Here is a 24,970-nt window from a genome sequence, read left to right as displayed (position 1 = left end):
TGTTAAAAATAAAAATAGGGAGAAAACAATGCCGTTCACTACCCAGCGCAAAGTCCGTTTCCAGCACTGTGATCCGGCAGGAATCGTTTTTTACCCCCGCTATTTTGAGATGATTAACTCCGTGGTGGAGGATTGGTTTGAGGAGGTCGTGCAGCGCGACTTTAACCAACTGCATGTGGAGAGCGGCACCGGGGTTCCTACCGCCGCTATCGACACCCAGTTTCACGCGCCTAGCCGGTTAGGCGAACGACTTACCTTTGAGTTAGCGGTTCAAACCGTTGGGCGTAGTAGCCTGACTCTGCAGATCACCGCTTACTGCGGTGAGCAGAAGCGCCTAACCAGCAGTTCAACCCTTGTTTATGTGGATCTAAAGAGCGGTAAGTCATTGCCCTGGACAGAAGCTATGCGCCAGCACTTTATCGTTGAAAACCTATAAGGATAGCCATAATGAGTGACGCCAACTTTCATCAGCTTCTTCACCCTTCGCATTGGAAAGCAGCAGTCGGTTACGCTAACGGCGTGCTGGCTTCAGGCCAAACTATTTTTGTAGGCGGCCAGATTGGTTGGAATGCGGACCAGATATTTGAAAGTGATGACTTTGTCGTTCAAGTGAATCAGGCGCTGCAGAATATTGTGGCGATCTTAAAAGAGGCGAACGCAGGCCCGGAGCATATCGTGCGGCTAACCTGGTATGTGACGGACAAGCGGGAGTATTTGGCACGACTTAAAGAGGTGGGCGCGGCCTACCGCGAAGTGCTGGGCAAGCATTTTCCGGCGATGACCATGGTTCAGGTGGCTGGACTGGTGGAAGATCAGGCCAAGGTTGAAATCGAGGCGACGGCGGTGATTCCTGCTATGTAAAGCTTATAAACAGTGCCCCTAGCGGGCGCTGTTATAAACCGTGAAACGCTTCGATCCATTCAACAAAGCAGCCATCGTCGAGATAGTGCTCAAGAATCGAGAAGTGGTCTACGTTGGGAAGAAGCTGCTGAGTCACTGTTTGGCCTTGTTGGCTCAAATGCTCAGCATAGCGACTCATCTGACGCTCGAACTCTTCTGACTCCAGACCCCCTGCTACCAGTTTTATAGGCGCAGGCATTAGGCACGGCAGCCATAAGGGGCTGAACTCCTGCACATCGCGCCCGCTAAGCTGGAGCTTGGGTTGCAGCCACGACCAGGGAAAAGGCCGAAGATCGTAAAGACCACTGATACACAGCGCGCCGCGAATCAGTTGGTTGGGTAAACCGAAGGTGCCTTCCCAGTCCGTCGACATGAGCATCGCGCATAGATGCCCACCTGCTGAATGCCCCGAGATACTCAGCTGCCCAGGTTCAACGCCTAATTCAGCGGCATGCCTGTATACGTAGGCCACTGCGGCCTGGCTCTGCCGCACAACCTCACTAAAGCGCACCTGCGGGCAGAGCGCGTAGTTGACCACCGCAACGGTGATACCGGCTTTCACCAGGCCATCAACAATAAAGCTAAATTCGCGGTGGCTTAGCGAGCGCCAGTACCCGCCGTGGAAAAACACATGCAGCGGTGCGTTAGGCGTATCGGCATGAAAGATATCCATGCGCTCGGCAAGTGTTGGGCCAAAAGGCAAATCAAGACTTACGCGGTGGCGCGCCCGTGACGCCTCGCTGCGCTGACGCCACTCCTTTACCAACATTGACGGATCTCGACCGAGCATTGGGTCGTAGGCACGGTCGATCTCTTCTTGAGTCGCAAAATGGTGATAAAGCACGCCACATTCCTTTAAAGCTACTGCTTACGTATTGATAACCAGAGCATACGCAGTGGGGCAATTGCCAAGATAGCAAAACCGATTAGCGTCCAGGCGGGTAGTGAGAGGCCTAATAAGGAGAAGTCGATCTCGGCGCACTCGCCAGAGCCGGTTAAGACCATGGCTACCACGTCCTGCATGGGCAGAATATCCATCATGTAATCAAGCCCGGGGCCACAGGAAGGTACTTCATCGGCAGGTAAGCCTTGCAGCCAAACGTGACGACCGGCAATAAAGGCGCCGGTTCCAACCGCGGCCAGCGATAGCAGTCCGTAAATGACTTTACCCACACGGCCAGCAGGGCTGTGCATAGCAGCAATCGCGAACACAATGCCAGCGGCAATCACCGCTACGCGCTGAAAGATACATAGCGGGCAGGGTTCATAACCGCCGATATGCTCTAGCCCCAGGGCTACCGCCATCATTAAAACGCAGAAGGCTAAACCGGCAAGGGCAACCGAGCGAAAGGAGTGCTGAATCATTGACGAACCTCTGATGGCAGCGCCGATAGTGCGCGGGACTCACGAGCTTTGGTGAAGTAGACTTGTAAGAACTCCTCAAAGGTCTCTTTATCAGCGGCTTCAATATCGTGCTGCTGTTGGTGGGAGGTCTCTATCAACTGGGCTAACAGCGCTTCACGGCTACGCTGCATAGGCTCGGCTTTTAACTGCTCCGCCTGCTCTTTGGCCAGACTGAGCATCAAATCGCTAAGCGATCCACCGTTCGCTTTGAGCCGTTCGAGCACCTGGGCAGACGGCGTTAGCGAAGGATCTGCTAAGCGCGGCGCAAGGCTTGCCAGCGCGTCAGCATGAGGGCTTCCCTCTTCGACGGCATCTAACAGGCGGGCCACTTCGCCCATCTCGGCGAAAATTTGTTCGCCCCATTCACGCACCGAGGTGGTTTCACCATGGTTGAATAACTTGAGCTCAGGATCACGACCACGCTCAACCACCCAGCGGCGGTTGTCGTCTAAGCGGTCACACTCTTCGTCGGAGATCCACGGGCTGTCGCTGAGCAGGCACCACATCAAAAAGGTATCCACAAAGCGCATCTGTTCTTCAGTGACGCCAAGGGGGTCGAAGGGGTTTAAATCCAAACAGCGAACTTCGATGTATTCCACACCCCGGGCTTCAAGCGCTTGGCTAGGCGTTTCGTTATGCTTGGCGACCCGTTTGGGGCGAATGTCGCTGTAGTACTCGTTTTCGATCTGGAGAATATTTGCGTTCAATTGGCGCCACTCTCCGTCCACGTTAACGCCCATTTTTTCATAGTCGGGCCATGGTGAAGAGATGGCGTGACGCAGGGTATTAACGTAGTTAGAGAGCGAGTTAAAACAGATTTTAAGCTGCGACTGTACTTTGTTTTGATAGCCCAGATCGGACATCCGCAGGGTCGTCGCATAAGGGGCAAAGTAAGTATCGTCGCTGAGTGACTGAAGCTTTTCAGGCACTTTACCCTCGGGCAAAAAGCTCTTATCAATCGCCGGTGAAGCACCAAACAAGTACAACAGTAACCAGCTATGGCGGCGGAAGTGGCGGATCATGCCGAAATAGCGGGTGGAGCGGTAATCGTTGAAGGGAATATTGGTGGCTTTTTCCAACTCGCGAAGGGCGTGCCACATATCATCGGGTAACGATACGTTGTAATGAACGCCTGCAATCGCCTGCATAATGCGGCCATAACGCATGTCCAACCCTTTGCGGTAAACATGCTTCATGATGCCCACATTGGAGCTGCCATAATCGGCAATCGGCACGCTGTCGTTGCCGGATAGCCTAGAGGGCATGCTACCGGGCCAGATCCATTCGTTTTGCAGGTGATGATAGGTAAAGGTATGCAGGTCGGATAAAAAGCACAGCGCTTCACCCGGGTCGGAGTAAACCGGCGTGATGTACTCTAACAGCGACTCCGAGTAGTCGGTGGTGATATGCGGATGCGTCAATTTAGAACCCAGCGCGTGCGGGTGAGGCGTTTGGGCAATGCGGCCATTGGCATCAACCCGCAGCCCCTCTTTTTCAAGGCCACGACGCAGGCGGCCCAACCGACCAAGGCGCGCACTGGGAATCAGGCGCTCGACTTGCGCGGTCAGCGCGGATGGCACAGTGAGTGGTTCAGGCAAGGTGAACACTCCTTGTCAGTAAAGCCCGCTGTGAGCGGGCCTTGGTGTAGTCAGGTGGCATCGCCATCATCGCTGTTTCAAAAATAGAAAACAGGATATGGCGGCAACCATGCTTATTTCAAGACACGTTCGCTTTCAAGGCGCGCGACTATTTGCCGCCGCGCGCTTTTAGCAATGCGGCGCCCAACGCACCCATGGGCTCTGGCGCATCACTTGGCTTAGCGCTACGCTGGCCACGGGACGGCTTGCGTGTTGCATTATGCTGATTTGTAGGCGAGCCACTGCTCTTATCAGCACTGCTCTCAGCCTCCGGCTGGTCATCCAGCCGCATCGATAGCCCTACCCGCTTGCGGGGAATATCGACACTCATCACTTTGACGGTGACAATATCCCCTGCCTTCACCACGCTGCGCGGGTCGTCGATAAAGCGATCAGACAGCGCCGAGATATGCACCAAGCCATCCTGATGGACGCCGATATCCACAAAAGCGCCGAAGTGCGTGACGTTAGTCACGGTACCTTCGAGCACCATGCCGAGCTTGAGATCTTTTAGTGTTTCGACCCCTTCGCGGAACTCCGCGGCTTTAAATTCGGGACGCGGGTCGCGGCCAGGCTTATCCAGCTCTTTGAGGATATCGCTGACGGTGGGCACGCCGAAACGCTCATCGGCAAAGTCGGCGGGCTTTAATGCTTTCAGTGCAGCGCTATCGCCAATCAAGCCTCGCACTTCTCGACCGCTCTGCTTGGCGATACGCTCTACCAATGGGTAGGCCTCCGGGTGAACGGCGCTGGCATCCAAGGGGTTGTCGGCATTGTGAATACGCAGGAAACCCGCGCACTGCTCGAAGGTTTTGGCGCCTAGGCGGCTGACGTCTAAAAGCTCTTTACGGCTTTTGAAGGCGCCTTTGACATTGCGCTGGGCAACGATATTTTCGGCCAGCGCAGCACTCAGCCCGGCTACCCGAGAAAGCAGTGCACTGGAGGCGGTGTTGAGATCAACACCCACGGCGTTAACACAGTCCTCGATCACCACTTCCAGGCTGCGCGACAGCTGTACTTGGGAGACGTCATGCTGGTACTGGCCCACGCCAATCGACTTGGGCTCGATTTTAACCAGTTCGGCTAGCGGATCTTGCAGGCGGCGGCCAATAGAGACCGCGCCGCGCACCGTAACATCGAGATCCGGCATTTCCCGTGAGGCGTACTCAGAAGCAGAGTAAACCGAGGCGCCCGCCTCCGAGACCATGACTTTGCTTAATCGATGCGCTGGCGCCAGCGCTTTTAACAGCTCGCCCACCAGCTTATCGGTTTCTCGGCTGGCGGTGCCGTTGCCTACGGCAATCAGCTCAACGCCGTGCTGTTTCACCAACTTCGCCAGAACGCTCAAGGCTTCATTCCATTGGTTTTGCGGCGCATGGGGGTAGATAGCGGTGTGGTCAACAAACTGCCCGGTAGCATCAATCACTGCCACTTTACAGCCGGTGCGCTGGCCTGGGTCGATAGCAAGGGTGACTTTCTGCCCCGCCGGTGCCGCCAGCAGTAGGTCTTTCAGGTTGGCCGCAAACACTTCAATCGCCGTCAGTTCAGCCTGTTCGCGTAGGCGGCCCAGCAGCTCGGTCTCAAGCGCGGTGTACAGCTTTACGCGCCAGGTCCAGCGCACCACTTCGGCTAACCACTTATCCGCCGCACGGCCCTGGTCGCTAATGCCAAACTGCTTGGCAATTGCCAGCTGGGCGGGGTGAATGGGGGCTTCCTCTTCGCCGGGCAAGCGGATCGACAGACTCAACATGCCTTCGTTGCGCGCCCTGAACATCGCTAGAGCGCGGTGGGAAGGCGCTTTGGCGAGTTTCTCATCGTGCTCGAAATAGTCTGAGAACTTGGCGCCCTCCTGCTGCTTACCTTCTAGCACACGGGCACTGAGTTCGCCTTCTTGCCACAGCCGTTCACGCAGCAGGCCAATCAATTCAGGATCTTCGGCGAAGCGCTCCATCAAGATTTGCTTTGCGCCATCCAGGGCAGCCTTGGCGTCTTCGATGGCGGGAATATCGCCCTCTGCCGGGCGCAAATAGTTTTCTGCTTCGCCTTCTGGGCTAAGTGTTGGATCGGCAAGCAGCGCATCCGCCAGCGGCTCTAGCCCTGCTTCGCGAGCAATCTGCGCTTTGGTGCGGCGCTTTTTCTTAAACGGCAGATATAAATCTTCCAACCGCTGCTTGGTCTCTGCGGCCTCAATGCTGGCTTTCAGCGGGCCGTCCAGCTTGCCCTGCTCATCAATGGCGGCTAGCACTGCGGCGCGACGCTCTTCCAGTTCGCGCAGATAGCGGAGGCGCTCATCAAGCTGGCGCAGCTGGATATCGTCCAGCGCGCCGGTGACTTCTTTACGGTAACGAGCAATAAACGGCACGGTGGCGCCGCCATCCAGCAGCTCCACCGTGGCGGATACTTGCTCGGGACGCACACCAAGCTCAGTGGCCAGGCGGGAAATAATACGCTGATTGACATCCATAAATTGCAACTAACTCATGCAGCATTTTTTAGTGCCAACAAGGTATCACAAACGCGCCACGGCTGGCATGACCTTGAGAATAGCCCCGAGATTGCTTCGCTTCGCTCGCAATGACAACAGAGGCGCGAAATGACACCTCATATGTCATTGCGAGGAGCGCAGCGACGCGGCAATCTTGATTGGCGATGGCTGCTCCCAGATTGCTTCACTGCGTTCGCAATGACTTCTCACTTTTGGGTTTGCTAGCGGCGCCAGCCTCGGTCATCCCAAAAAGGCCGATGCGATTCGCGCTGAACGGCTTCGCGGCTAATGCCAATATCTTTCAACATAGCGTCGCTCAAGTGGCGCAACGCATAGCGTTCGCGACGCAGCTGCCGCCAGCGATAGAGCCTTTCCCGCCAGGTTACTGTGTTTGCACGCTGCTCCGCCTGCTGGCGCTGTGCATTATGATGGCAGATGACTGAGCACTCCATATCAACCTCCTTATCGCCGCTTAAAACGGCATATCAAATAGGCGTTGAAGGAAGTATTGAACAGCTTCTACAATCAAGCCAACGAATACTCCTTATGAGCAACATCAATAAGATTGATACCTATGGCGACGCTACCCACAATCGATCACGAGCTTCTGCGTACCTTTGTCGCCATTGTTGACCACGGGGGCTTCACCCGCGCGGCACAGACGGTGAACCGCACGCAATCCGCCGTGAGTATGCAAATTAAACGACTGGAAGAGGACGTTATTCAGCGTCCACTTTTTGTGCGCCAAAGTAAGCCGCTGCAATTGACCAGCGAAGGCCATACGCTGCTTGGCTATGCGCGCAAGATTTTATCGCTGCAAGGCGAAGCGCTAACGCTTTTGCGTCAGCCCGACATGGTGGGCCGAGTACGCCTGGGCGTACCGGATGACTACGTGATGCGTTTCCTACCCGGTATTCTGAAAACCTTTTCCCAGGCTTGGCCCCTGGTGGATGTCGATGTGCACTGCGCCCCCTCTTCGGTGCTCTCCCAGCAGCCGCAAGGAAGCCTGGACCTGATCATTATGACGCGGGAAATAGGCGATGAGATTGGCACAATATTGAGGCGGGAAAGCACCGTATGGGTCTCGGCAGAGAGTCACAGCACCCATTTACAGACGCCAGTGCCACTAGCCATGTTTGAAGCGCCCTGCTTTTGTCGTCGTCATGCCTGCAATGCATTAGACCGGGCTGGCCGGGCCTATCGAGTCGCTTATAGCAGCCCCAGCTTGGCGACACTACAAGCGGTTGTTGGCGCGGGATTGGCAGTTTCTGCTTGGATGCGAAGCCTAGTCACCGCCGATATGCAGATATTGGGTGAAAAGGAGGGTTTTCCCGCCTTGCCTGAGGCGTCCATCGTTTTGCAGCGTACCTCCTCCTCCCAATCACCGATTATCGATAGCTTAGCCGAGCATATTGTTGAAGGGTTTAGGTTGTAATAGACCGTGGCTCTTCACCAACTGTTGGTTGGTAGAGGCAAGAACGGTCTAGCTGAGAGAGGCTGGTCAGTCCGAGCAGGGCCATATTGCGCTCAATTTCACGCTGTAAGAGATCGGCAACATGCTCTACCCCGGCTTGCCCCGCTACGGCGGCAGCGTAGTTGAAGGGACGGCCCACAAAGACAAAGTCAGCCCCCAGCGCCAGCGCCTTAATCACGTCGGTGCCACGCCGGAAGCCGCTGTCGATCATAATGGGAATATCACTCACGCGACGCTTGATCTCGGGCAGCACCTGTAGGGGCGAGATGGTGCAGTCCAACTGGCGAGCGCCGTGGTTAGAAAGAATAATGCCATCCACCCCCGCCTGCTGCGCACGTACCGCATCATCAGGGTTAAGCACCCCTTTAACGATCAATACATCGGGCCATAGCCGCCGCACAAGATCGAGATAGCCCCAGTCAAAATGGCGCCGCCCCGAAAAATCCCGCGCTGCTTGCCGGGAGATCACAGGCGCACCCCGCTCAGCATAGTTGTTTTCGAAATGCGGCATGCCGTGCTTCCACAAGGTGCGCAGAAAGGTATTGCACAGCCAGCCTGGGCGCATCAAACCATCCAAGGCTAAACGCAGGCTTGGCTCCAGCGGCGATGTAAACCCAGAACGACGAAAATTATCGGGATTGGGGGGTACCGGGTAGTCGAGCGTGACGACGAGTTTTCTGAAACCGGCCCGCTGGATACGCGCCAGTAGCGCTTCGATACCTTCTGGCGTTCCCGGCAGATACGCCTGGAACCAGTCGGCGCCCTCCACCTTGGCCACCTCTTCCATGGGTACCAGCGATGAACCGCTCATAACCATGGGCAGGTTGCGCTTCGCCGCTGCCCGCGCCAGCACTAAGTCGCCCTGATAAGTTGAGAGCGCACTAATACCCATTGGGGCGATGCCGAACGGGACGGCGTAGCGTTTGCCATAGAGCTCGGTGTGCAGATCTATCTGCGCGACATTAACAAACGCCTTGGGCAAAAAGTGGTACTCATCGAACGCGGACAGGTTTGCGCGCTGAGTTCTTCCATCCTCGGCGACATGGTCGATATAGCCGAAAATTGGCCTGGGCAGCTTGCGCCGCGCCAGCCGCTCAACATCGTGCAGGTTATGGATGTTGGAGAGCTTTTTTTGAATACCCAGTCCTTGAAACCATTCTTTCACGCAACGCTCCAAATCATTGTTTTATATAGCTCTCACCTAACTGGCTCGCTAATTCAGGCAGGCACGAAGCGCAGGGCAACGCCATTATTACACCAGCGCAGGCCAGTGGGATCGGGGCCATCTTCAAATACGTGGCCTTGATGACCACCGCAGCGGGCACAGTGGTATTCGGTGCGAGGCCAAACCAGTTTGAAATCCAGCTCGGTCAGCATATGCCCTTCTACATGCTCGAAAAAGCTTGGCCAGCCGGTGCCAGAATCATATTTCATTTCACTGGTGAAAAGTAATAGATCACAGCCAGCGCAACGATACTCGCCCTCCCCCCACTCCTTATCCAAGGGGCTTGAAAAGGCAGGTTCAGTCCCGTGCTTACGAAGCACATCAAAGGCTTCGTCGGTAAGCCGTTCACGCCACTCGGCTTCACTAAGTTCCAGCGTTTCCAACCCAGGGGCAGCCTCAAGGTCTAAGCGTGGAAAGCCAAACGAAAGACCGGGTATCGCCCCCACTACGCTGGTGAGTCCTGCCAGGCCTAAAAATTGACGTCTTTTCATGGTGTCGCTCCCGTCGTAATCGGCAAGGAAAACCAATAAAAAATGGGACAGTGCCTGAGCACTGTCCCATTCTGACCTCGATCTTTGCTAACGTCGATCATTGCTAACTTAGATCGTTTCTAACGTCTTTGTCGTCCCTGCGTCCGATTACTTACACCGGCGAGCATCTTTTTAGATACGCTAATGTTTAGCCCAGCTGAGGGCCTGCCTTGATGATCGCTTCATTGACGCCTTCAAACTTCTTGAAGTTATCAACGAATTTGGTCGCCAAATCTTTGAGGTGACGATCATAGGCCTCACGGTCTTGCCAGGTTTCACGCGGGTCGAGCAGGCTGGAGTCGACGCCCGGCACGGCAAGCGGTACTTGTAGATTGAGACCATCGATGTGCTTGGTATCGATGTCGCGCAGCACGCCGGACTGAATCGCGCTAATGATGGCACGTGTGGTCGGAATGGAGAAGCGTGCGCCGCCTTCGCCGTAAGCGCCGCCGGTCCACCCGGTATTGACCAAGTAAACCTGAGCATCCTGCTTATCGACACGTTTGATCAGTAGGTCAGCGTATTCACGGGCTGGACGCGGGAAGAACGGTGCGCCAAAGCAGGTAGAGAATGTGGCGGCCAAGCCTTCCGAGGAGCCCATTTCAGTGGAACCCACTTTGGCGGTGTAACCGGACAAGAAGTGATACGCCGCGGCTTCTTTGGAAAGAATCGACACCGGGGGCAGCACGCCAGACATATCGCAGGTCAGGAACACGATAGCATTTGGCTCGCCAGCCAGGTTTTCCGCTACGCGCTTCTCAACGTGCTCTAACGGGTAAGCGGCGCGGGAGTTTTGGGTCAGGCTATCATCGGCGTAGTCAGGCTCACGGCGGTCGTCCAGCACCACATTTTCCAGCACGGTGCCAAACTTGATGGCGTTCCAGATGACCGGCTCGTTCTTTTCAGAAAGATCGATACATTTGGCGTAGCAGCCGCCTTCCATATTAAAGACAATGCCGTCGCCCCAAGCGTGCTCGTCGTCACCGATCAAGAAGCGCGCCGGGTCAGCCGAGAGCGTTGTTTTACCGGTACCGGAGAGACCGAAGAAGAGACAGGTTTCGCCATCTTCGCCCACGTTCGCAGAGCAGTGCATCGGTAATACGTCAGCGGCTGGCAGCAGGAAGTTCTGCACCGAGAACATGGCTTTTTTCATTTCACCGGCGTAGCGCATACCCGCGATAAGTACTTTTTTCTCGGCGAAGTTGATGATTACGCAGCCATCAGAGTTGGTGCCATCGCGAGAGGGGTCGCACTCAAAGCCTGCGGCGTTAACAATCCGCCACTCATCTTTTATCGCTTGGTTGTAGGCCAGCGGGCGCACAAACATGGTACGGCCAAATAGGTTTTGCCAAGCGGTTTCGGTGGTGACACGCACCGGCAGGTAGTGAGCGGAATCACTGCCAACGTGCAGCTCAGAAACGAAATGCTCTTGGCTGACCAGGTGGTCATTGACCCGGTTCCACAAGGCGTTGAACTTGTCGGCATCGAAGGGTTGGTTAACGTTACCCCAATCAATTTGGCTGCTTGTGGAGGGCTCGTCGACGATATAACGGTCTTTCGGTGAGCGGCCGGTACGCAGGCCGGTATTTACTACCAAGGCACCGTTGGCTGAGAGGCGGCCTTCGCCACGTGCCACGGCGCGCTCGATCAGTTCGGCGCTACTGAGATTAACGTGGGATTGGGGAGCGGCTTGAGTCGTGGTCATGTCGATTCCTGGGCTTCTCTCGAGTTACCGGGCGTCACCGACGCCTTAAAATTCAGCCCAACCACTGCAAGACGGGCTGGGCGCGCTGAAGTTGGGCGCATTATGGCAAAAAGAAAGCCCCCAGGAAACGGGGGCGAAGATCAAATATCTTGTAGTTAAACTACTACAAAGGCACTACATTTTGTGTTGCGGCGCAGTAAATATTCAAACAGCCGTTTGCAAGAAACGCCAAGTTCATTGAATCCACTGGCGCTCCTAGCACTACTGGAAAACGCCCTTGCTCATGCTTTCGACTACATACTTAGTGAATCGTGGGCGATGGCGCTTCGGGGTTGTCTAACAAAGTTTCAATATCCGCCGCTGTGTAGTGATATTTCGTGTGGCAGAAGTGGCATTGGGTATCGATCGCGCCCTGTTCGTGGAGAATATCCCGCAGTTCCTCCTTGCCCAGAGAGTGCAACGCATAGCTCATGCGGTCGCGTGAGCAGGTACAGCCAAAGCGCAGGGCTTTGGGGTCAAAAACGCGCACGGTCTCTTCGTGGTAGAGACGATGCAGTACTTCGCGCTGCTCAAGACCGAGCAGCTCTTCAGTTTTAATCGTATCGGCTAGCTGTACGCTGCGATCCCAGGCATCCACATCCTGGTTTTGTGACTCTTCCGGCAGCCGCTGCAGTAGTAACCCGCCCGCGCGCTTCTCATCTGCCGCTAGCCAGAGGCGGGTTGGCAACTGCTCGGACTGGCTGAAATAGGCTTCCAGGCAGCCTCCCAGGGACTCTTGATCCAGCGCCACAATGCCTTGATAACGATTCCCTTCGCGGGGATCGAGGGTAATAACGATCTGACCTTCGCCCACCAGCTCTCGGAAGCTGGCATGCTCGCTGGGCAGTGCAGCGTCTTCTGCTATGCGGGCAATCGCACGCAATTCGCCACCGGGGTTGGATTCGGCCATTAATAGAGAAAGAACGCCGCGTCCACGCACTTCGATACTCAAGGTGCCATCCAATTTCACGGTATCGGTAAGCAGTGCCACGGCGGCTAACAGCTCTCCCAGCAGCTCATTCACCGCCGGTGGGTAGGCGTGGCGATCCAACACTTCGTGGTAGGCGGCCGCCAGGGTGACGATCTCGCCGCGGACATTGGTGTGATCGAACATAAAGCGTTGAATTTGATCGGACATAATTTGGCAACCTAATATTTAAGTGCAGCGATTATTTAAGCACGATGAGAGTGTAATGGAGGCTAGTTTAACGGCGAGGAGTTACTCGCCTTGGTGGCGCTGGAAGCGCTGGATATCGCGGCGCTGTTTTTTGTCGGGGCGTTTGAGCGGATGCTGCATCGCCTCGTTAGTGAGGCGCCTTGCTTCGGCCTCTTTAGCACGACGTTGCACGCTCTCTTCGGTTTCCGCATAGAGCGTGCGCGCTTCTGGTGCGCCGCGGCGTTGATCGGAAAGCGATAAGACCTCTACCTCTAAGATCTCCCAGCCCTGGGGCACACGAATAAGCGCACCGATTTCCACCTGCTTGCTGGTTTTAGCGCGACCGCCGTCGTAATTCACTTTCCCGCCCTCGATGGCTTTTTTGGCCAGTGCGCGGGTCTTAAAAAAACGCGCGGCCCACAGCCATTTATCTAAGCGTACGCTCTCGCTCATTTAGGCACTCCTTGGGTTTCTGACACCTGTTCAGGAAACTGTTCGGGTAACAGGTGAGCAAAGCGATCGAGGGCAATAAATTCTTGTAGCTCTTTTTCAGGCCGCTGGCTGTCGGGCTGTTTAATGCCCAGCAAATGCTTAATGCCAAACTCACGAGCGCTCTCGAGCACGCGGGCGTTGTCATCGATAAACAGCGTGCGCGCAGGGTCAAAGGCTTCGATATCTTGTAGCGCAAACCAAAACGCCTGCTCCTCTTTGGCGGCTCCCACGTCCTCAGAAGAGATGATCGCATCTAGATAGCTTTCCAAACCGGTGAGCGGCAGCTTCAGGGCAAGACTCGCACGATCGGCATTAGTGGCCAGCACTACCCGTGGGTGAGCCTGTTTTAGCCATTTAAGGAAATCCAGGGCGTCGCTACGCAGACCTATCAAGTGCTGGACTTCGCGCTTCAGAGCGACAATATCTACGCCCAGCTCACGGCTCCAGTACGCCAGGCTGTACCAGTTTAAAGTGCCCTGTTCACCGATAATTCGCGCGCGCAACGCTTCCTGGGAGGCTTCATCCAGATGGTGCAGTTCACGGTAGCGCCGCGGCAGATGGTCGAGCCAAAAGTGGCTGTCGAAGTGTAAATCCAGCAGCGTGCCGTCCATATCTAGGAGAACGGTGTCTATCTCGCGCCAATCAATCATTGCCGCTCCAGTCACGTTAGGAGTAAGCGTGCTATTGTAGCTTAACCGCCTTTTACCAGCCATGGAGGCACACTTTTATGTCTACGCTCCCCCCAACGCGCCCCACTTTTAACCACCTAGACGATGCCAGCGTTAAGCGCTCGGGGTACCAGCAAAAGCCGCAAATTTTGGCGCGCAAGAGCGTGGCCCAAAGCCGTTTGTTTCAGATAGAGTCACTTGATTTGCGCTTTTCTAATGGCGAAGAGCGCCAATTTGAGCGTTTAACCGGCGCTGATCGCGGTGCGGTGATGATGGTTGCAATGCCCGACCCAGAGCACGTGCTGCTGATCCGCGAATACGCGGCAGGGTTTGAAGATTATGTGCTCACCCTGCCAAAGGGACTGGTCGACCCCGGTGAAGATATCATTACCGCGGCCAATCGCGAGTTGATGGAGGAGTGTGGCGTTGGCGCGCACCGTATTGAACCGCTGGTCGAGCTTTCGTTGGCACCTAACTATATGCGCCACCGTATGCAGGTACTCCTTGCCACCGACCTTTACCCCAAGCGCCTGCCGGGGGATGAGCCCGAGCCGTTGATTGTGGAAACCCACGCCATTGAGGAGCTACCCGCCCTACTGCTGCGCGAGGATTTCCACGAAGCCCGCGCCATCGCCGCGCTCTATATCGCCCGAGACAGGTTGCGGGAAGAGAAGCGCAATAGTGCTACGAATTTGCTTTGAAGTATCTTCGTGGGAAGTAGCTTCGCTCAAGGTGGGTCGATGCCATCGTAAGCGAAGCTACCAATACCATTGACTAATTCTAAAGATGATTTTTCAATGCGATCCAGCGGCGCTGGCGGTGGCTATCCAGCCCTGCTTCGAGTAAAGCCATTGAGCGTAGAGCATCTTCTACGCTCACCGGAAGTGGCTTCTTATCACGGATAGCGGCGGCAATGCCTTGGTAATAGGCAAGGTAGTCGCCCGACAGGGTCGGAAGTTCACGACGCGTTAGCGGCGCGTTTTCACCCTCCCCTTCACGCAGCGTCAGGGTGCCATGTTGGCTATCTTCGCCCCACTGGGATGTCGGCACTTCACCTGCTTTTAAGCGATCCTCTTGAGGGTCTAAGCCGTATTTTATAAAGCTGCCTTGGGTGCCATTAATCCGAAAGCGCGGCGTTGGCTCGGCCACCAGCGTGCCTGCCGCCAAGGTAACACGAAAGCTTTCGTAGTCGAGCAAAGCCAGGAAGTCATCATCGGCTTGGGCGCCATCTCGGCGCGTTCCCAATTCCAGCAGGATAGCGTAGGGCATGCCAAACAGCTCACAGGCTTGGTCCAATAAATGCGGCCCCAGGTCGTACCAGATGCCGCCACCCAGGGTGGCTTTTTCCCGCCAGCGGTCGCGCACTTCCGGGCGAAAACGGTCAAAGTGCGACTCAAAGTTGACTACACGCCCTAACGTACCTGCTTCTAGCAATGCCTTAACGGTCAGGAAATCGCTGTCCCAGCGACGGTTATGAAACACCGACAGCAAACACTCTTTATTATCCGCCAACTTTTTAAGCAGCTTTGCTTCTGACAGGGTGACCGTGAAGGGTTTATCAATCACTACGTGCTTGCCCGCGGAGAGAGCGGCTTTGGCGAGAGGAAAGTGGGTATCGTTAGGCGTGGGAATAACGATCAGGTCAATATCGCTGCGCTGGCAAAGTGCTAATGCCTGAGCCTCTACCTCGACATCGGGCAGTGACGCCTGCACCTTAGCGGCATCACTTGATGAGACCGCGACCAAGTCCAGGCCTTCCGTAGCCTGGATCAGCGGTGCGTGGAAGGTTTGGCTAGCGAAACCGTAGCCGACTAATCCAACGTTTATAATTGCCTTCATTTGATTCCTTACTCGGGCTTATTGCATGTTTCAGCTGCATGTTTTAGCTGCGTATATCAGTCGAGCTTGCTTAGATCCCGAACGGCCCCTTTGTCAGCAGAGGTCGCCAACAGCGCATAGGCTTTAAGTGCAGGAGTGATCTTGCGGGGTCGTTGCTCAGCGGGTTTCCAGGCAGTGGCGCCTTTGGCGTCCATCACTTCTCGGCGGGCCGCCAGCTCGGCATCTGTCCGTTTGACGTTAATTGCCCGGTTAGGAATATCGATGCGGATCAGGTCGCCCTGCTCGATCAGTCCAATCGCGCCACCCGCCGCTGCTTCAGGGGAAACATGGCCTATAGAGAGCCCGGAGGTACCGCCAGAGAACCGCCCATCGGTCAGCAGCGCGCACGCCTTGCCTAACCCTTTGGATTTGAGATAGGAGGTCGGGTAGAGCATCTCCTGCATGCCGGGGCCGCCTTTCGGGCCTTCGTAGCGAATCACCACTACATTGCCCTCTTTGACCTTATCCGCCAGCACATCGGCAACCGCCTGATCCTGGGACTCCACCACATGGGCGGGGCCTTCAAAGACCAGGATCGAGTCATCGACGCCTGCAGTTTTGACCACACAGCCATCCAGCGCGATATTGCCGTAGAGCACGGCTAAACCGCCCTGCTGAGAAAAGGCGTGTTCAAGGTCGCGGATACAGCCAGTAGCGCGGTCGCCATCCAGACTCGGCCAGCGGGCACTTTGCGAAAACGCCACTTGGGTAGGCACACCGCCCGGTCCAGCTTTAAAGAATTCGATCACTTCCGCACTGGGGGAACGCATGATATCCCACTCATCCAGCGCTTCTTTTAAGCTATCGCCATACACGGTGGGCACGGAGGTATCCAGCACCCCGGCACGATCCAGCTCACCCAGGATGGCCATAATGCCACCGGCACGGTGGACGTCTTCGATATGGTACTTCTGGGTATTCGGCGCCACTTTGCAGAGTTGGGGCACTTCACGAGAGAGGCGGTCGATATCCGACATGGTGAAGTCCAACTCGGCTTCCTGGGCCGCTGCGAGGAAGTGCAGAATGGTGTTGGTAGAGCCGCCCATGGCGATATCCAGGGTCATAGCGTTTTTGAACGCCGCCTTGGAGGCAATGGCACGAGGCAGCAGGTGAGCTTCTTCGCCTTCGTAATAGCGCTTTGCCAGCTCGACAATGCGATGGCCAGCGGTTTCAAACAGGCGACGGCGATCCGAGTGCGTCGCCAGCACGGTGCCGTTACCGGGCAAGGCCAGGCCCAGCGCTTCGGTTAAGCAGTTCATTGAGTTGGCGGTAAACATACCCGAACAGCTGCCGCAAGTGGGGCAGGCACTGCGCTCTACTTCGGCAAGCGTTTCATCGTCTACGCTGTCGTCGGCGGCCATGACCATCGCATCGACGAGATCCAACCCGTGGTTAAGCAGCTTGGTTTTACCCGCTTCCATGGGGCCGCCGGAAACAAAGATAACCGGAATATTGAGGCGCAACGCGGCCATCAACATGCCAGGGGTAATTTTGTCACAGTTGGAAATACATACCAGCGCGTCGGCGCAGTGGGCGTTACACATATATTCGACGCTGTCAGCGATCAAGTCGCGGCTGGGCAGCGAGTAGAGCATGCCGTCGTGGCCCATGGCGATGCCATCGTCCACCGCAATGGTATTGAACTCTTTAGCAACGCCCCCGGCTTTCTCGATCTCCCGCGCCACCAGCTGGCCCATGTCTTTTAAATGCACATGGCCCGGCACAAACTGGGTAAAGGAGTTGGCTACCGCAATAATCGGCTTTTGAAAGTCGCCGTCCTGCATACCAGTGGCGCGCCACAGTGCGCGGGCACCGGCCATATTGCGGCCAGCGGTGGTGGTACGTGAGCGATACTCTGGCATGGTGTCCTCTACTCTCTAATAAATCGCTAGGCTCTATTTTTTATTAGCCCACTGCACGCGAAGCCGCGGGCTAGGTTTATTCTGAAAAATATCAGTCGTTTTTCTGATTGTGGCATGAGCACTGCGCAGAGACTAGATATAGAGGCTAGATATAGAAGCTAGATGTAGAGGTTAAATAGAGACCTGATAGCGAGTGAAGCGCCCTCCATGGCGCCGGCTCATCAGAAGGTTGCCCACGCCTCTTCGTCTGACTGGGCTTGGCCTGTACGCTGAGCCGAAGAGCTCTGGGGCGGGGCTAATGCAGGAGCTGCCACTGATGAGGGCGTGGAGCCAAGCCCTGCTTGTTTAAGCAAGCGCTCTCGGGCAGTCTCGCTGCTCTCCTCGGCAGCGCCCTCTAAACGGAAGGCGGCGATAACGTTAGCGAGGCTCAATGCCTCACGGGTTAGGTCTTGAGCGGCGCTGGAAATTGACTGCACCTTGGAGGCGTTCTGCTAGGTGACGTGATCCATCTCCGCGACGGCGGTATTAATTTGCGCGATACCGCTGCTCTGTTCATCGGACGCGGTGCTGATCTCCTCCATAATGTCGCTGACTTTCATCACCTGTGTGACGACCTGCTCAATGGCGGCTTCGGCCTCTCTCACCGCCTGGGCGCCGCCGCTGATCTCCTGGGAGGAGGCGTCGATCAAGCGGCGAATTTCACCCGCAGCATCGGCACTGCGCCCAGCCAAGTTGCGCACTTCGTTAGCCACCACGGCAAAACCCCGCCCATGCTCGCCAGCACGGGCAGCTTCTACCGAGGCATTCAGCGCCAGAATATTGGTTTGAAAAGCGATGCCGTCGATGACGCTAATGATATCGGTCATCTTATCGGCACTGGCAGCGATGCGCTCCATCCGCTCGACAAGCGCCTGCATACGCTCACCGGTTTCTCGGCTGGTGGTGGCATTTCGCATGGCCAGCTGATTGGCTTGGCGGGCATTTTCGGTGTTTTGCTGCACGGTCGCCGTCATTTGATCCATGCTAGAGGCGGTTTGCTGCAGCGAGGACGCCTGCTGCTCGGTGCGCGTCGCCAGCTCTTCATTCTGCTGTTTGATATGTTCAGACGCAGGGGTTACCACCTCGACTTTATTGCCCACCTCGGTGATCAGCCCTGACAAGCTAGCGCGCATTGTTTCCAGTGAACTCAGCAGCTCGCCCAACTCGTCATTACGTTTTAAGGTTACCCGATTGGCCAAGTTACCCGCGGCAATCTGAAACGTTACGCGGCGCGCCTCGTTGAGCGATTTAATCAGCGATTTGAGTACCGCTATGCTCAGCCCGATCATCAACACAATACCCAGCAGCAGGACGCCCAACTGGCCGTAAAGCAACAACTGTTGCTGCTGTTCAGCATTTTCCATCAGCGTCTGCGCGGCGGCTCGTTCCTGTTCCACCAATACGTTGATAGTGGCACTAATACTTTCAGAGGTCGGTTGGACAATATCATTAAAGGCTTCAAAAGCGGCAAACCCGTTGCCATCTTGGATAGCGGTCAGGGTAGTATCGGCACTGTCGGTAAAGGTAATGAGATGCGCCGTTAGTCCCTCCTGCACACTCCCCGTTTCGCGTTGCGCGGTATAGTCTTGCCACGACTGCTCAATGTTGGCGCGCATGGTGGTTAACTGTGTGTCCAGCACCTCAATATCTGCACGCCGCGGGTTGCGCACGGCTGGCTCTAGCGCCTGAATTGCTTGGCTAACGCGCTGATCAATTTGCTGAAGATCGGTGATGCCTTCAAGGCCGGTTTGATTGAGGGTGCGCAGTCGTTCAGCGGAACTGGTCAGGCCATACACCCCCGCGGCCCCCGCGATCACTAATAGGGCCACAGAAGCCAGCACCATGCCCATCAATTTGGCCTGCATACTACTGAAACTAAAACGCTTTACCCATCCGCGCACGCCAGTGTGGCGTATTGCACCATAATGGAGCGTGAAACCGCGTGTTTTGCCCTGTTGCATAGCAGCGTATACCCGCTCTGCTCGGGCAATCGCCCTAGCCGTGGCTTTACGCCGAATAGAGGTATAGCCCACCACGCGCTCTCCATCGAGCAGCGGCGCGACGGTGGTGTGCATCCAATAAGCCTCACCAGTTTGGCGGCGATTCTTAATCAGCCCCTGCCAGGTCTTACCGGCTTCAATGGTTGTCCAAAGGTTCTGAAAAACCGCTTTGGGCATACTGGGATGGCGGAACAGGCTATGGGGTTCACCCATGATCTCTTCCAGGGTGTAGCCACTCACCTCCACAAAGGTTTGGTTAGCGTAGGTGATTCTGCCCTGCAGATCCGAGCGTGAGATCAGCACTTCATCATCAGCTAACTCGTACAAGTCGGATGTTGTTTGCCTAGCTACTGACGGACTAGCTACTGTCTGACTAGACATTGCCTGTTTAGCACTGCGCATTTTGAACCCCTACTTTTTTATTGACGGCTTGCGCCATCATTAGAATTTGATTGGAGGCAATGCATAAAACATGCCACCGCGAAGGGTGGCATGGGTAAAACGAATTGAGGGAAATCAGCCACCTATCATTGAGCAGCTAACTCCCCTACCTAATGGCAATAAGCTCAAGCGCTAAAACTCTTCCCACTGGTCAGCGCGAGGCTGCGTCGAGGGTGGTACAGCACGCTTGGAAGGGGCGGGTAAACTTTGGGCAGCTTTGCTGAGTGCTTGGTTAGCGCGTTGTAACTTAGCCCGCGCCTCGGTAATGCTCTCATCTTGAGCGCCTTCCAAACGGAACGCGTCAACCACGTTGGCGAGTTCAAAGGCTTCAAGGGAGAGATTATCGGCTGACGCTGCAATCGACTGCACTTTGGAGGCGTTCTGCTGGGTAACGAGATCCATTTCGGCAATTGCCGAGTTAATTTGACCAATCCCACTGCTCTGCTCGCTGGAAGCGGTGCTGATCGACTCCATTAGCTCACTGACCCGGCTGACCTGCTGAGAGACCTCCTCAATCGCTCGCTCCGCCTGCTCGACAGCACTGCGTCCACCGCTGACTTCCTGGGTGGTGCTATCGATCATTTTGCGGATTTCCTGGGCGGCATCCGCGCTGCGACCGGCTAGATTGCGCACTTCGCTGGCGACGACCGCAAAGCCACGGCCATGCTCGCCAGCGCGGGCGGCTTCTACCGAGGCGTTGAGTGCCAAAATATTGGTTTGAAAAGCAATACCGTCAATCACGCTGATCATCTCGGTCATCTTTTCAGCACTCTGGGCGATACGCTGCATGCGTTCCACCAACTGCTGCATCTGCTGCCCAGTGTCACGAGTGCTCGCGGCATTTTGCACCGCCAGCTCGGTGGCTTGGCGGGCATTCTCCGTGTTCTGCTGAACCGTCGAGGTCATCTCCTCCATACTCGACGCCGTTTGCTGAAGCGACGACGCCTGCTGCTCAGTACGCGAAGAGAGCTCTTCGTTTTCAGCGGCTATCTGCTGAATCGCCGGGGTAACCACCGAGACCCGGCTCTCTACATCGCCCACGATGCTGGATAGGCTAAAGCGCATGGTGTCCAGGGAGTAAAGTAGCTCACCCAACTCATCGTTGGTTTGACGACGTTCACGGGCGGCCAAGTTGCCCGACGCAATTTGGAAAGTGATATACCGTGCGCCCGACAAGCTGCGAAACACGGATTTTAGAATCATCACGCTCAAGCCGATCATGACTAAAAAGCCAACGGCCAGTAGCACCAGTTGTGCCATTAGCAGCTGTTGACGCCCTGTTTGCGCCTGAGTGACCACCGCTTCTGCATCGGCGCGCACCTGCTCTACAAGGGTGCTATTCATCTCGCGCAGTGATTCAGTAGTGGGTACCACGACGTCATTAAAGGCTTCAAAGGCCGCGAACCCATTACCCTCCTGAATGGCCACAAGGGCGGTTTGCACCGCAGCGCCCCAGGTGCTCAGCGCACTATCAAAGGCCTGAGCGGCTTCAGCAGTGACGGCATCATCGGCATAATAGTCCGCCCAAAGCGTTTGCATGGCATCGGCATGCTGGCCAATATCAGCGTTGACAGCATCCAGGTCCGCCCCGCGGGGATTACGCACCGCCGGTTCCAACGTCTCAACCGTTTGACCAATGTAGCGCTCGATATGCTGCAACGAGGCGACATCGCCCAACCCAGAGCGATTGAGTGTTTCCAGCCGTTCGCCGGAGACCATTACCGCATACACTCCCAATCCGCCCGAAAGGCAAAGCAGCAGCAGTGATGCCACCACCATACTGGTGAGCTTGGCTTTCAGGCTAGTGAACTGAAAGCGCGCCAGCATGCCGGTCAAGCCTTTACGCCGCAGCGTGCCATTGGCTAGCGCGTAACGGCGAGATTTTCCCTTTTTGTGGATTTCAGCGTAGATTTTTTCTGCCCGGGCGACGGCCTTCCCAGAGGCTTTGCGGCGCACTGAGGTATAACCCACGATGCGTTCACCGTCCCGCAGTGGTGCCACGGTGGCGTGCACCCAGTAGTGATCACCATTTTTGCGCCGGTTTTTGACCACGCCTTGCCAGGTGACCCCGGCTTGGATGGTTTTCCAGAAGTCTGCGTATGCTGCTTCGGGCATGTCGGGATGACGAAGGAGATTGTGTGGTGCGCCGATTAGCTCTTCACGGCTATAGCCACTGACCTCAACAAAGGTAGGATTGGCATAGGTAACATTGCCTTTTAAATCCGAACGCGAAATGAGTACTGATTCCTCACTCAGGACATACTCGCGTTGAGTGACGGGCTGATTATTGCGCATTAGTTCTCCAAGAATTAGATATTCTTAATTTTTATTAAATCTTACGCTATTATCGCTATGGTTATGATTTTCAAACCAGTAAACAAATGTAAAAAAAGCGCCTTACTTTCGTAAGGCGCTTTAAAAGCATTAAATAAATGGTTAATAGCGCTATAAAAATCTTGCAATGGCGCTAAATAAGCAGGTAATCAGCGGCCAAACACTACATTCGCCACATCGCGGTAGCGTTTAGCAAAATGTACCGTCATTCCCTCTTTCAGGTAGTCCGGCAACTCTTCGTAATCACGCTTATTGGCATCGGGCAGAATTAATTCAAAGATATCACTGCGGCGCGCGGCAATAACTTTTTCACGAATACCACCAACGGGAAGAACTTGGCCAGTTAAGGTTAGTTCGCCGGTCATCGCCAAGGGCCGATCAATTGCATGGTGCTTGGCCAGCGAGAGTAGCGCGGTGGTCATGGTAACGCCGGCCGAAGGGCCATCTTTCGGCGTCGCACCTTCGGGGACGTGCAGGTGCACAAACGCCGAGTCAAAGAAGTCGGCATCGGCGCCATACTCTTGCAGATGGCCCAACGTATAGCTGTAAGCGATATTAGCCGACTCCTGCATGACTTCGCCCAGCTTGCCGGTCAGCTTAAAGCCACGATCCAACGAGTGTACTTTGCCCGCTTCTATGGGCAGGGTAGCGCCGCCCATGGAAGTCCACGCCAAGCCGGTCACCACCCCTTCGCCGGTGAGCACTTTTTCCTTGCGGAAAATCGGTGCACCCAAGAACTCCTCCAGGTTTTTGACCGATATCTTGACCGTTTCGGGCTCCTCTTCGAGCAGCTTAACGGCCGATTTACGCACAATGCGGTGCAGCTGTTTCTCCAACTGGCGCACCCCGGCTTCCCGAGCGTAGCCTTCAATTACCTGCTTTAAGGCCGCATCGGACAAACTGATACGTTTTTTCGTCAGATTGTCGCGCTTGAGCAGTTTCGGCCATAGGTGGTTTTTAGCTATCGCCAGTTTTTCTTCGGCGATATAGCCGGAAAGACGGATCTGCTCCATGCGGTCGAGCAACGGCCCAGGAATCGAATCCAGGGTGTTGGCGGTGCATATAAACAGCACCTTGGAGAGATCCATGCGTACATCGAGGTAGTGATCGAGGAAGTCAACGTTCTGCTCGGGGTCAAGTACTTCCAACAGCGCCGAGGCTGGGTCGCCCTGGAAGGACTGCCCTAGCTTGTCGATCTCATCCAGCATGATGACGGGGTTTTCGACCTCGACTTCCTTAAAGGCTTGCACCAGCTTGCCCGGCATCGCGCCCACATAGGTACGCCGATGGCCTTTAATTTCCGCTTCATCGCGCATGCCACCCACAGAGAAGCGGTAAAACTGACGGCCCAGGGCTTCAGCGATCGAGCGCCCAATGGAGGTTTTACCTACCCCTGGCGGGCCGACCAACAGCACAATCGAACCGCCTACGTCCCCTTTAAACGTGCCCTCGGCCAAAAATTCGATAATACGCTCTTTAACGTCTTTCAAGCCGTCGTGGTCGCGATCCAGCACTTGACGCGCGTGGGGTAGATCGAGCTGATCCTGGCTGGTCACACCCCAAGGCAGCGAGGTTAGCCAATCCAGGTAGTTACGCGTGGTGCCATACTCCGGCGAGCCGGTTTCCAGCACGCTGAGTTTATTGAGCTCATCATCGATACGCGATTGAACGCGCTCGGGCACGACCAGAGACTCCAAACGTGCTCTAAAGGTATCCACATCGTTTTCGCGATCGTCTTTGGAGATACCCAATTCACGCTGGATAACCTTGAGCTGCTCACGCAGGAAGAACTCGCGTTGGCGGTCCTGCATTTGCGCGTTCACCTGCTCGCTGATCTCGCCCTGCAGCAGCGCTACATCGATCTCTTTACGAAGCAGCGGCAGCACTTTCTGCATCCGCTCCTCCACTGACAGAGTGGCCAGCACATCCTGAAGCTCGGGGCCTTTAGCGGAGGTAATAGCGGCGGCAAAGTCGGTCAACGGGCCCGGCTGATGCGGACTAAAACGGTTGAGGTAGTGCTTGAGTTCTTCCCCATACAGTGGATTAATCGGCAGCAGCTCTTTAATGCCGTTGATAATCGCCATGGCGTAGGCGCGGGTCTCTTCGTTCTCCGCGTCAACCGGCTCTTTAGGGTAGGTGACTTCGACTAAGTAAGGCGGCTCTTTGGAGAGCCAGCGAGTTATTGTGAAGCGCTGGAGGCCCTGGGCGATAAACTGAATCTGATCGTCTTCGCCCTTGAGTTTGTGCACTTTGACCGCAGTACCGATCTCTGGAAAGCCTTCATGATCCAGGGAGGTAACGCCCTGCTCACCCACAAAGGCAACGCCCAGTGTGTGGTGGGGCGTGTTGCCCACGCGGCGCATGGTCTCTTCCCAGCGCTCACGATTCACTACCAGCGGCTGTACCTGGGCGGGGAAGAAAGGCCGATTATGGATAGGCAGGAGATAAATGCGTTCGGGCAGCATTTCGCTGGCCGGCACCAGGGAGTTTACCTTTTCGCCGTCTGAGCGATACTCTTTGCTGCCCTGCTCTTCAGCGTCCTTTTCAGCACGCTCTTCATTATCATCACGTTGGGCGTCATCGGTGGATGATGACGGCTGTTCATCAAGTTCCCACTCAAAGTGTTCAGCGTCGTGTTCGTAATCCTGGTCGCTCATGCGTCCTCCAATGAACCGATACCGGCGATAAGAACCGCCTAGCG

21 protein-coding genes are annotated in these 24,970 nt (G+C 55.6%); 4 read left to right on the top strand and 17 right to left on the bottom strand.

Translation table 11 applies throughout. The features are described from left to right. Positions 1-28: 28 nt before the first annotated feature. Both QHL1GM_RS00205 and QHL1GM_RS00200 read left to right on the top strand, forming a co-directional pair. Positions 29-436: a thioesterase family protein gene (locus tag QHL1GM_RS00205; RefSeq protein ID WP_071692666.1), complete on the top strand. Its 408-nt coding sequence runs from the start codon at positions 29-31 to the stop codon at positions 434-436. A gap of 11 nt (positions 437-447) precedes the next feature. Beyond that, positions 448-861, top strand: a complete 414-nt coding sequence (locus tag QHL1GM_RS00200; RefSeq protein ID WP_071692665.1) for a RidA family protein — start codon at positions 448-450, stop codon at positions 859-861. A gap of 31 nt (positions 862-892) precedes the next feature. On the opposite strand, the gene QHL1GM_RS00195 is transcribed toward QHL1GM_RS00200, so the two are convergent. The 5 genes from QHL1GM_RS00195 to QHL1GM_RS00175 all read right to left on the bottom strand — a co-directional run bounded on the left by QHL1GM_RS00195 (position 893) and on the right by QHL1GM_RS00175 (position 6,878). Then, the gene (locus QHL1GM_RS00195) at positions 893-1,744 is read right to left on the bottom strand and encodes an alpha/beta hydrolase (protein WP_071692664.1); all 852 of its coding nucleotides are present in this window, start codon (positions 1,742-1,744) and stop codon (positions 893-895) included. Between the two features lie 17 nt (positions 1,745-1,761). Beyond that, a complete protein-coding gene (locus QHL1GM_RS00190) occupies positions 1,762-2,265 on the bottom strand; it encodes a disulfide bond formation protein B (protein ID WP_071692663.1) in 504 nt (167 codons plus the stop codon). Further along, positions 2,262-3,902, bottom strand: coding sequence for a glutamate--cysteine ligase (gene gshA / locus QHL1GM_RS00185; protein ID WP_071692662.1), 1,641 nt, complete (start codon positions 3,900-3,902; stop codon positions 2,262-2,264). Before gshA ends, QHL1GM_RS00190 begins: the two co-directional genes overlap by 4 nt. A 148-nt stretch (positions 3,903-4,050) precedes the next feature. After that, a complete protein-coding gene (locus tag QHL1GM_RS00180) occupies positions 4,051-6,405 on the bottom strand; it encodes a Tex family protein (protein WP_071692661.1) in 2,355 nt (784 codons plus the stop codon). A gap of 242 nt (positions 6,406-6,647) precedes the next feature. Continuing rightward, positions 6,648-6,878 (bottom strand): DUF1127 domain-containing protein, encoded by a 231-nt coding sequence (locus QHL1GM_RS00175; protein ID WP_083570935.1) that lies wholly within the window; start codon positions 6,876-6,878, stop codon positions 6,648-6,650. Between the two features lie 122 nt (positions 6,879-7,000). Here QHL1GM_RS00175 and QHL1GM_RS00170 point away from each other — a divergent pair, with 122 nt between their 5' ends. Continuing rightward, on the top strand, positions 7,001-7,861 hold the full coding sequence (locus QHL1GM_RS00170; protein ID WP_071692660.1) for a LysR substrate-binding domain-containing protein: 861 nt from the start codon (positions 7,001-7,003) through the stop codon (positions 7,859-7,861). Here the strand turns inward: QHL1GM_RS00170 and QHL1GM_RS00165 are convergent. The 6 genes from QHL1GM_RS00165 to yrfG all read right to left on the bottom strand — a co-directional run bounded on the left by QHL1GM_RS00165 (position 7,851) and on the right by yrfG (position 13,697). After that, complete coding sequence (locus QHL1GM_RS00165) at positions 7,851-9,065, bottom strand: alpha-hydroxy acid oxidase (protein WP_071692659.1); 1,215 nt, start codon at positions 9,063-9,065, stop codon at positions 7,851-7,853. The genes QHL1GM_RS00170 and QHL1GM_RS00165 overlap by 11 nt on opposite strands. Before the next feature lie 53 nt (positions 9,066-9,118). Beyond that, positions 9,119-9,616 (bottom strand): peptide-methionine (R)-S-oxide reductase MsrB, encoded by a 498-nt coding sequence (msrB, locus tag QHL1GM_RS00160; protein ID WP_071692658.1) that lies wholly within the window; start codon positions 9,614-9,616, stop codon positions 9,119-9,121. A gap of 187 nt (positions 9,617-9,803) precedes the next feature. After that, positions 9,804-11,360, bottom strand: coding sequence for a phosphoenolpyruvate carboxykinase (locus QHL1GM_RS00155; protein ID WP_071692657.1), 1,557 nt, complete (start codon positions 11,358-11,360; stop codon positions 9,804-9,806). Between the two features lie 301 nt (positions 11,361-11,661). Further along, entirely contained in the window at positions 11,662-12,537 is an 876-nt protein-coding gene (hslO, locus tag QHL1GM_RS00150) for an Hsp33 family molecular chaperone HslO (protein ID WP_071692656.1), read from the bottom strand. A gap of 81 nt (positions 12,538-12,618) precedes the next feature. Then, entirely contained in the window at positions 12,619-13,008 is a 390-nt protein-coding gene (locus QHL1GM_RS00145) for an RNA-binding S4 domain-containing protein (RefSeq protein WP_071692655.1), read from the bottom strand. Next, positions 13,005-13,697, bottom strand: a complete 693-nt coding sequence (gene yrfG, locus QHL1GM_RS00140; RefSeq protein ID WP_071692654.1) for a GMP/IMP nucleotidase — start codon at positions 13,695-13,697, stop codon at positions 13,005-13,007. Before yrfG ends, QHL1GM_RS00145 begins: the two co-directional genes overlap by 4 nt. Positions 13,698-13,774: 77 nt before the next feature. Between yrfG and nudE the strand changes: the two genes are divergently transcribed. Further along, entirely contained in the window at positions 13,775-14,416 is a 642-nt protein-coding gene (gene nudE, locus QHL1GM_RS00135) for an ADP compounds hydrolase NudE (protein WP_071692653.1), read from the top strand. Positions 14,417-14,495: 79 nt separating this feature from the next. Here nudE and QHL1GM_RS00130 read toward each other — a convergent pair whose 3' ends face one another. The 6 genes from QHL1GM_RS00130 to lon all read right to left on the bottom strand — a co-directional run bounded on the left by QHL1GM_RS00130 (position 14,496) and on the right by lon (position 24,926). After that, complete coding sequence (locus tag QHL1GM_RS00130) at positions 14,496-15,554, bottom strand: oxidoreductase (RefSeq protein WP_071692652.1); 1,059 nt, start codon at positions 15,552-15,554, stop codon at positions 14,496-14,498. 56 nt (positions 15,555-15,610) lie between these two features. Beyond that, the gene (gene ilvD, locus QHL1GM_RS00125) at positions 15,611-17,455 is read right to left on the bottom strand and encodes a dihydroxy-acid dehydratase (RefSeq protein ID WP_071692651.1); all 1,845 of its coding nucleotides are present in this window, start codon (positions 17,453-17,455) and stop codon (positions 15,611-15,613) included. Positions 17,456-17,676: 221 nt separating this feature from the next. After that, entirely contained in the window at positions 17,677-17,931 is a 255-nt protein-coding gene (locus QHL1GM_RS19590; protein ID WP_254795228.1) for a hypothetical protein, read from the bottom strand. A 15-nt stretch (positions 17,932-17,946) separates the two neighbouring features. Continuing rightward, positions 17,947-19,821 carry a methyl-accepting chemotaxis protein gene (locus QHL1GM_RS00120; RefSeq protein ID WP_254795227.1) on the bottom strand — a complete coding sequence of 625 codons (1,875 nt, stop codon included), beginning with the start codon at positions 19,819-19,821 and terminating at the stop codon, positions 17,947-17,949. A gap of 246 nt (positions 19,822-20,067) precedes the next feature. Beyond that, positions 20,068-22,230 carry a PAS domain-containing methyl-accepting chemotaxis protein gene (locus QHL1GM_RS00115; RefSeq protein ID WP_071692650.1) on the bottom strand — a complete coding sequence of 721 codons (2,163 nt, stop codon included), beginning with the start codon at positions 22,228-22,230 and terminating at the stop codon, positions 20,068-20,070. A gap of 188 nt (positions 22,231-22,418) precedes the next feature. After that, positions 22,419-24,926: an endopeptidase La gene (gene lon, locus QHL1GM_RS00110; RefSeq protein WP_071692649.1), complete on the bottom strand. Its 2,508-nt coding sequence runs from the start codon at positions 24,924-24,926 to the stop codon at positions 22,419-22,421. Between the last annotated feature and the right edge of the window lie 44 nt (positions 24,927-24,970).

The sequence above is a fragment of the Halomonas sp. QHL1 genome (assembly GCF_001882345.1).
Lineage (GTDB): Bacteria > Pseudomonadota > Gammaproteobacteria > Pseudomonadales > Halomonadaceae > Vreelandella.
The sequence above is the reverse complement of the archived record's forward strand: the minus strand, read 5'-3'. Positions and strand labels throughout refer to the sequence as shown.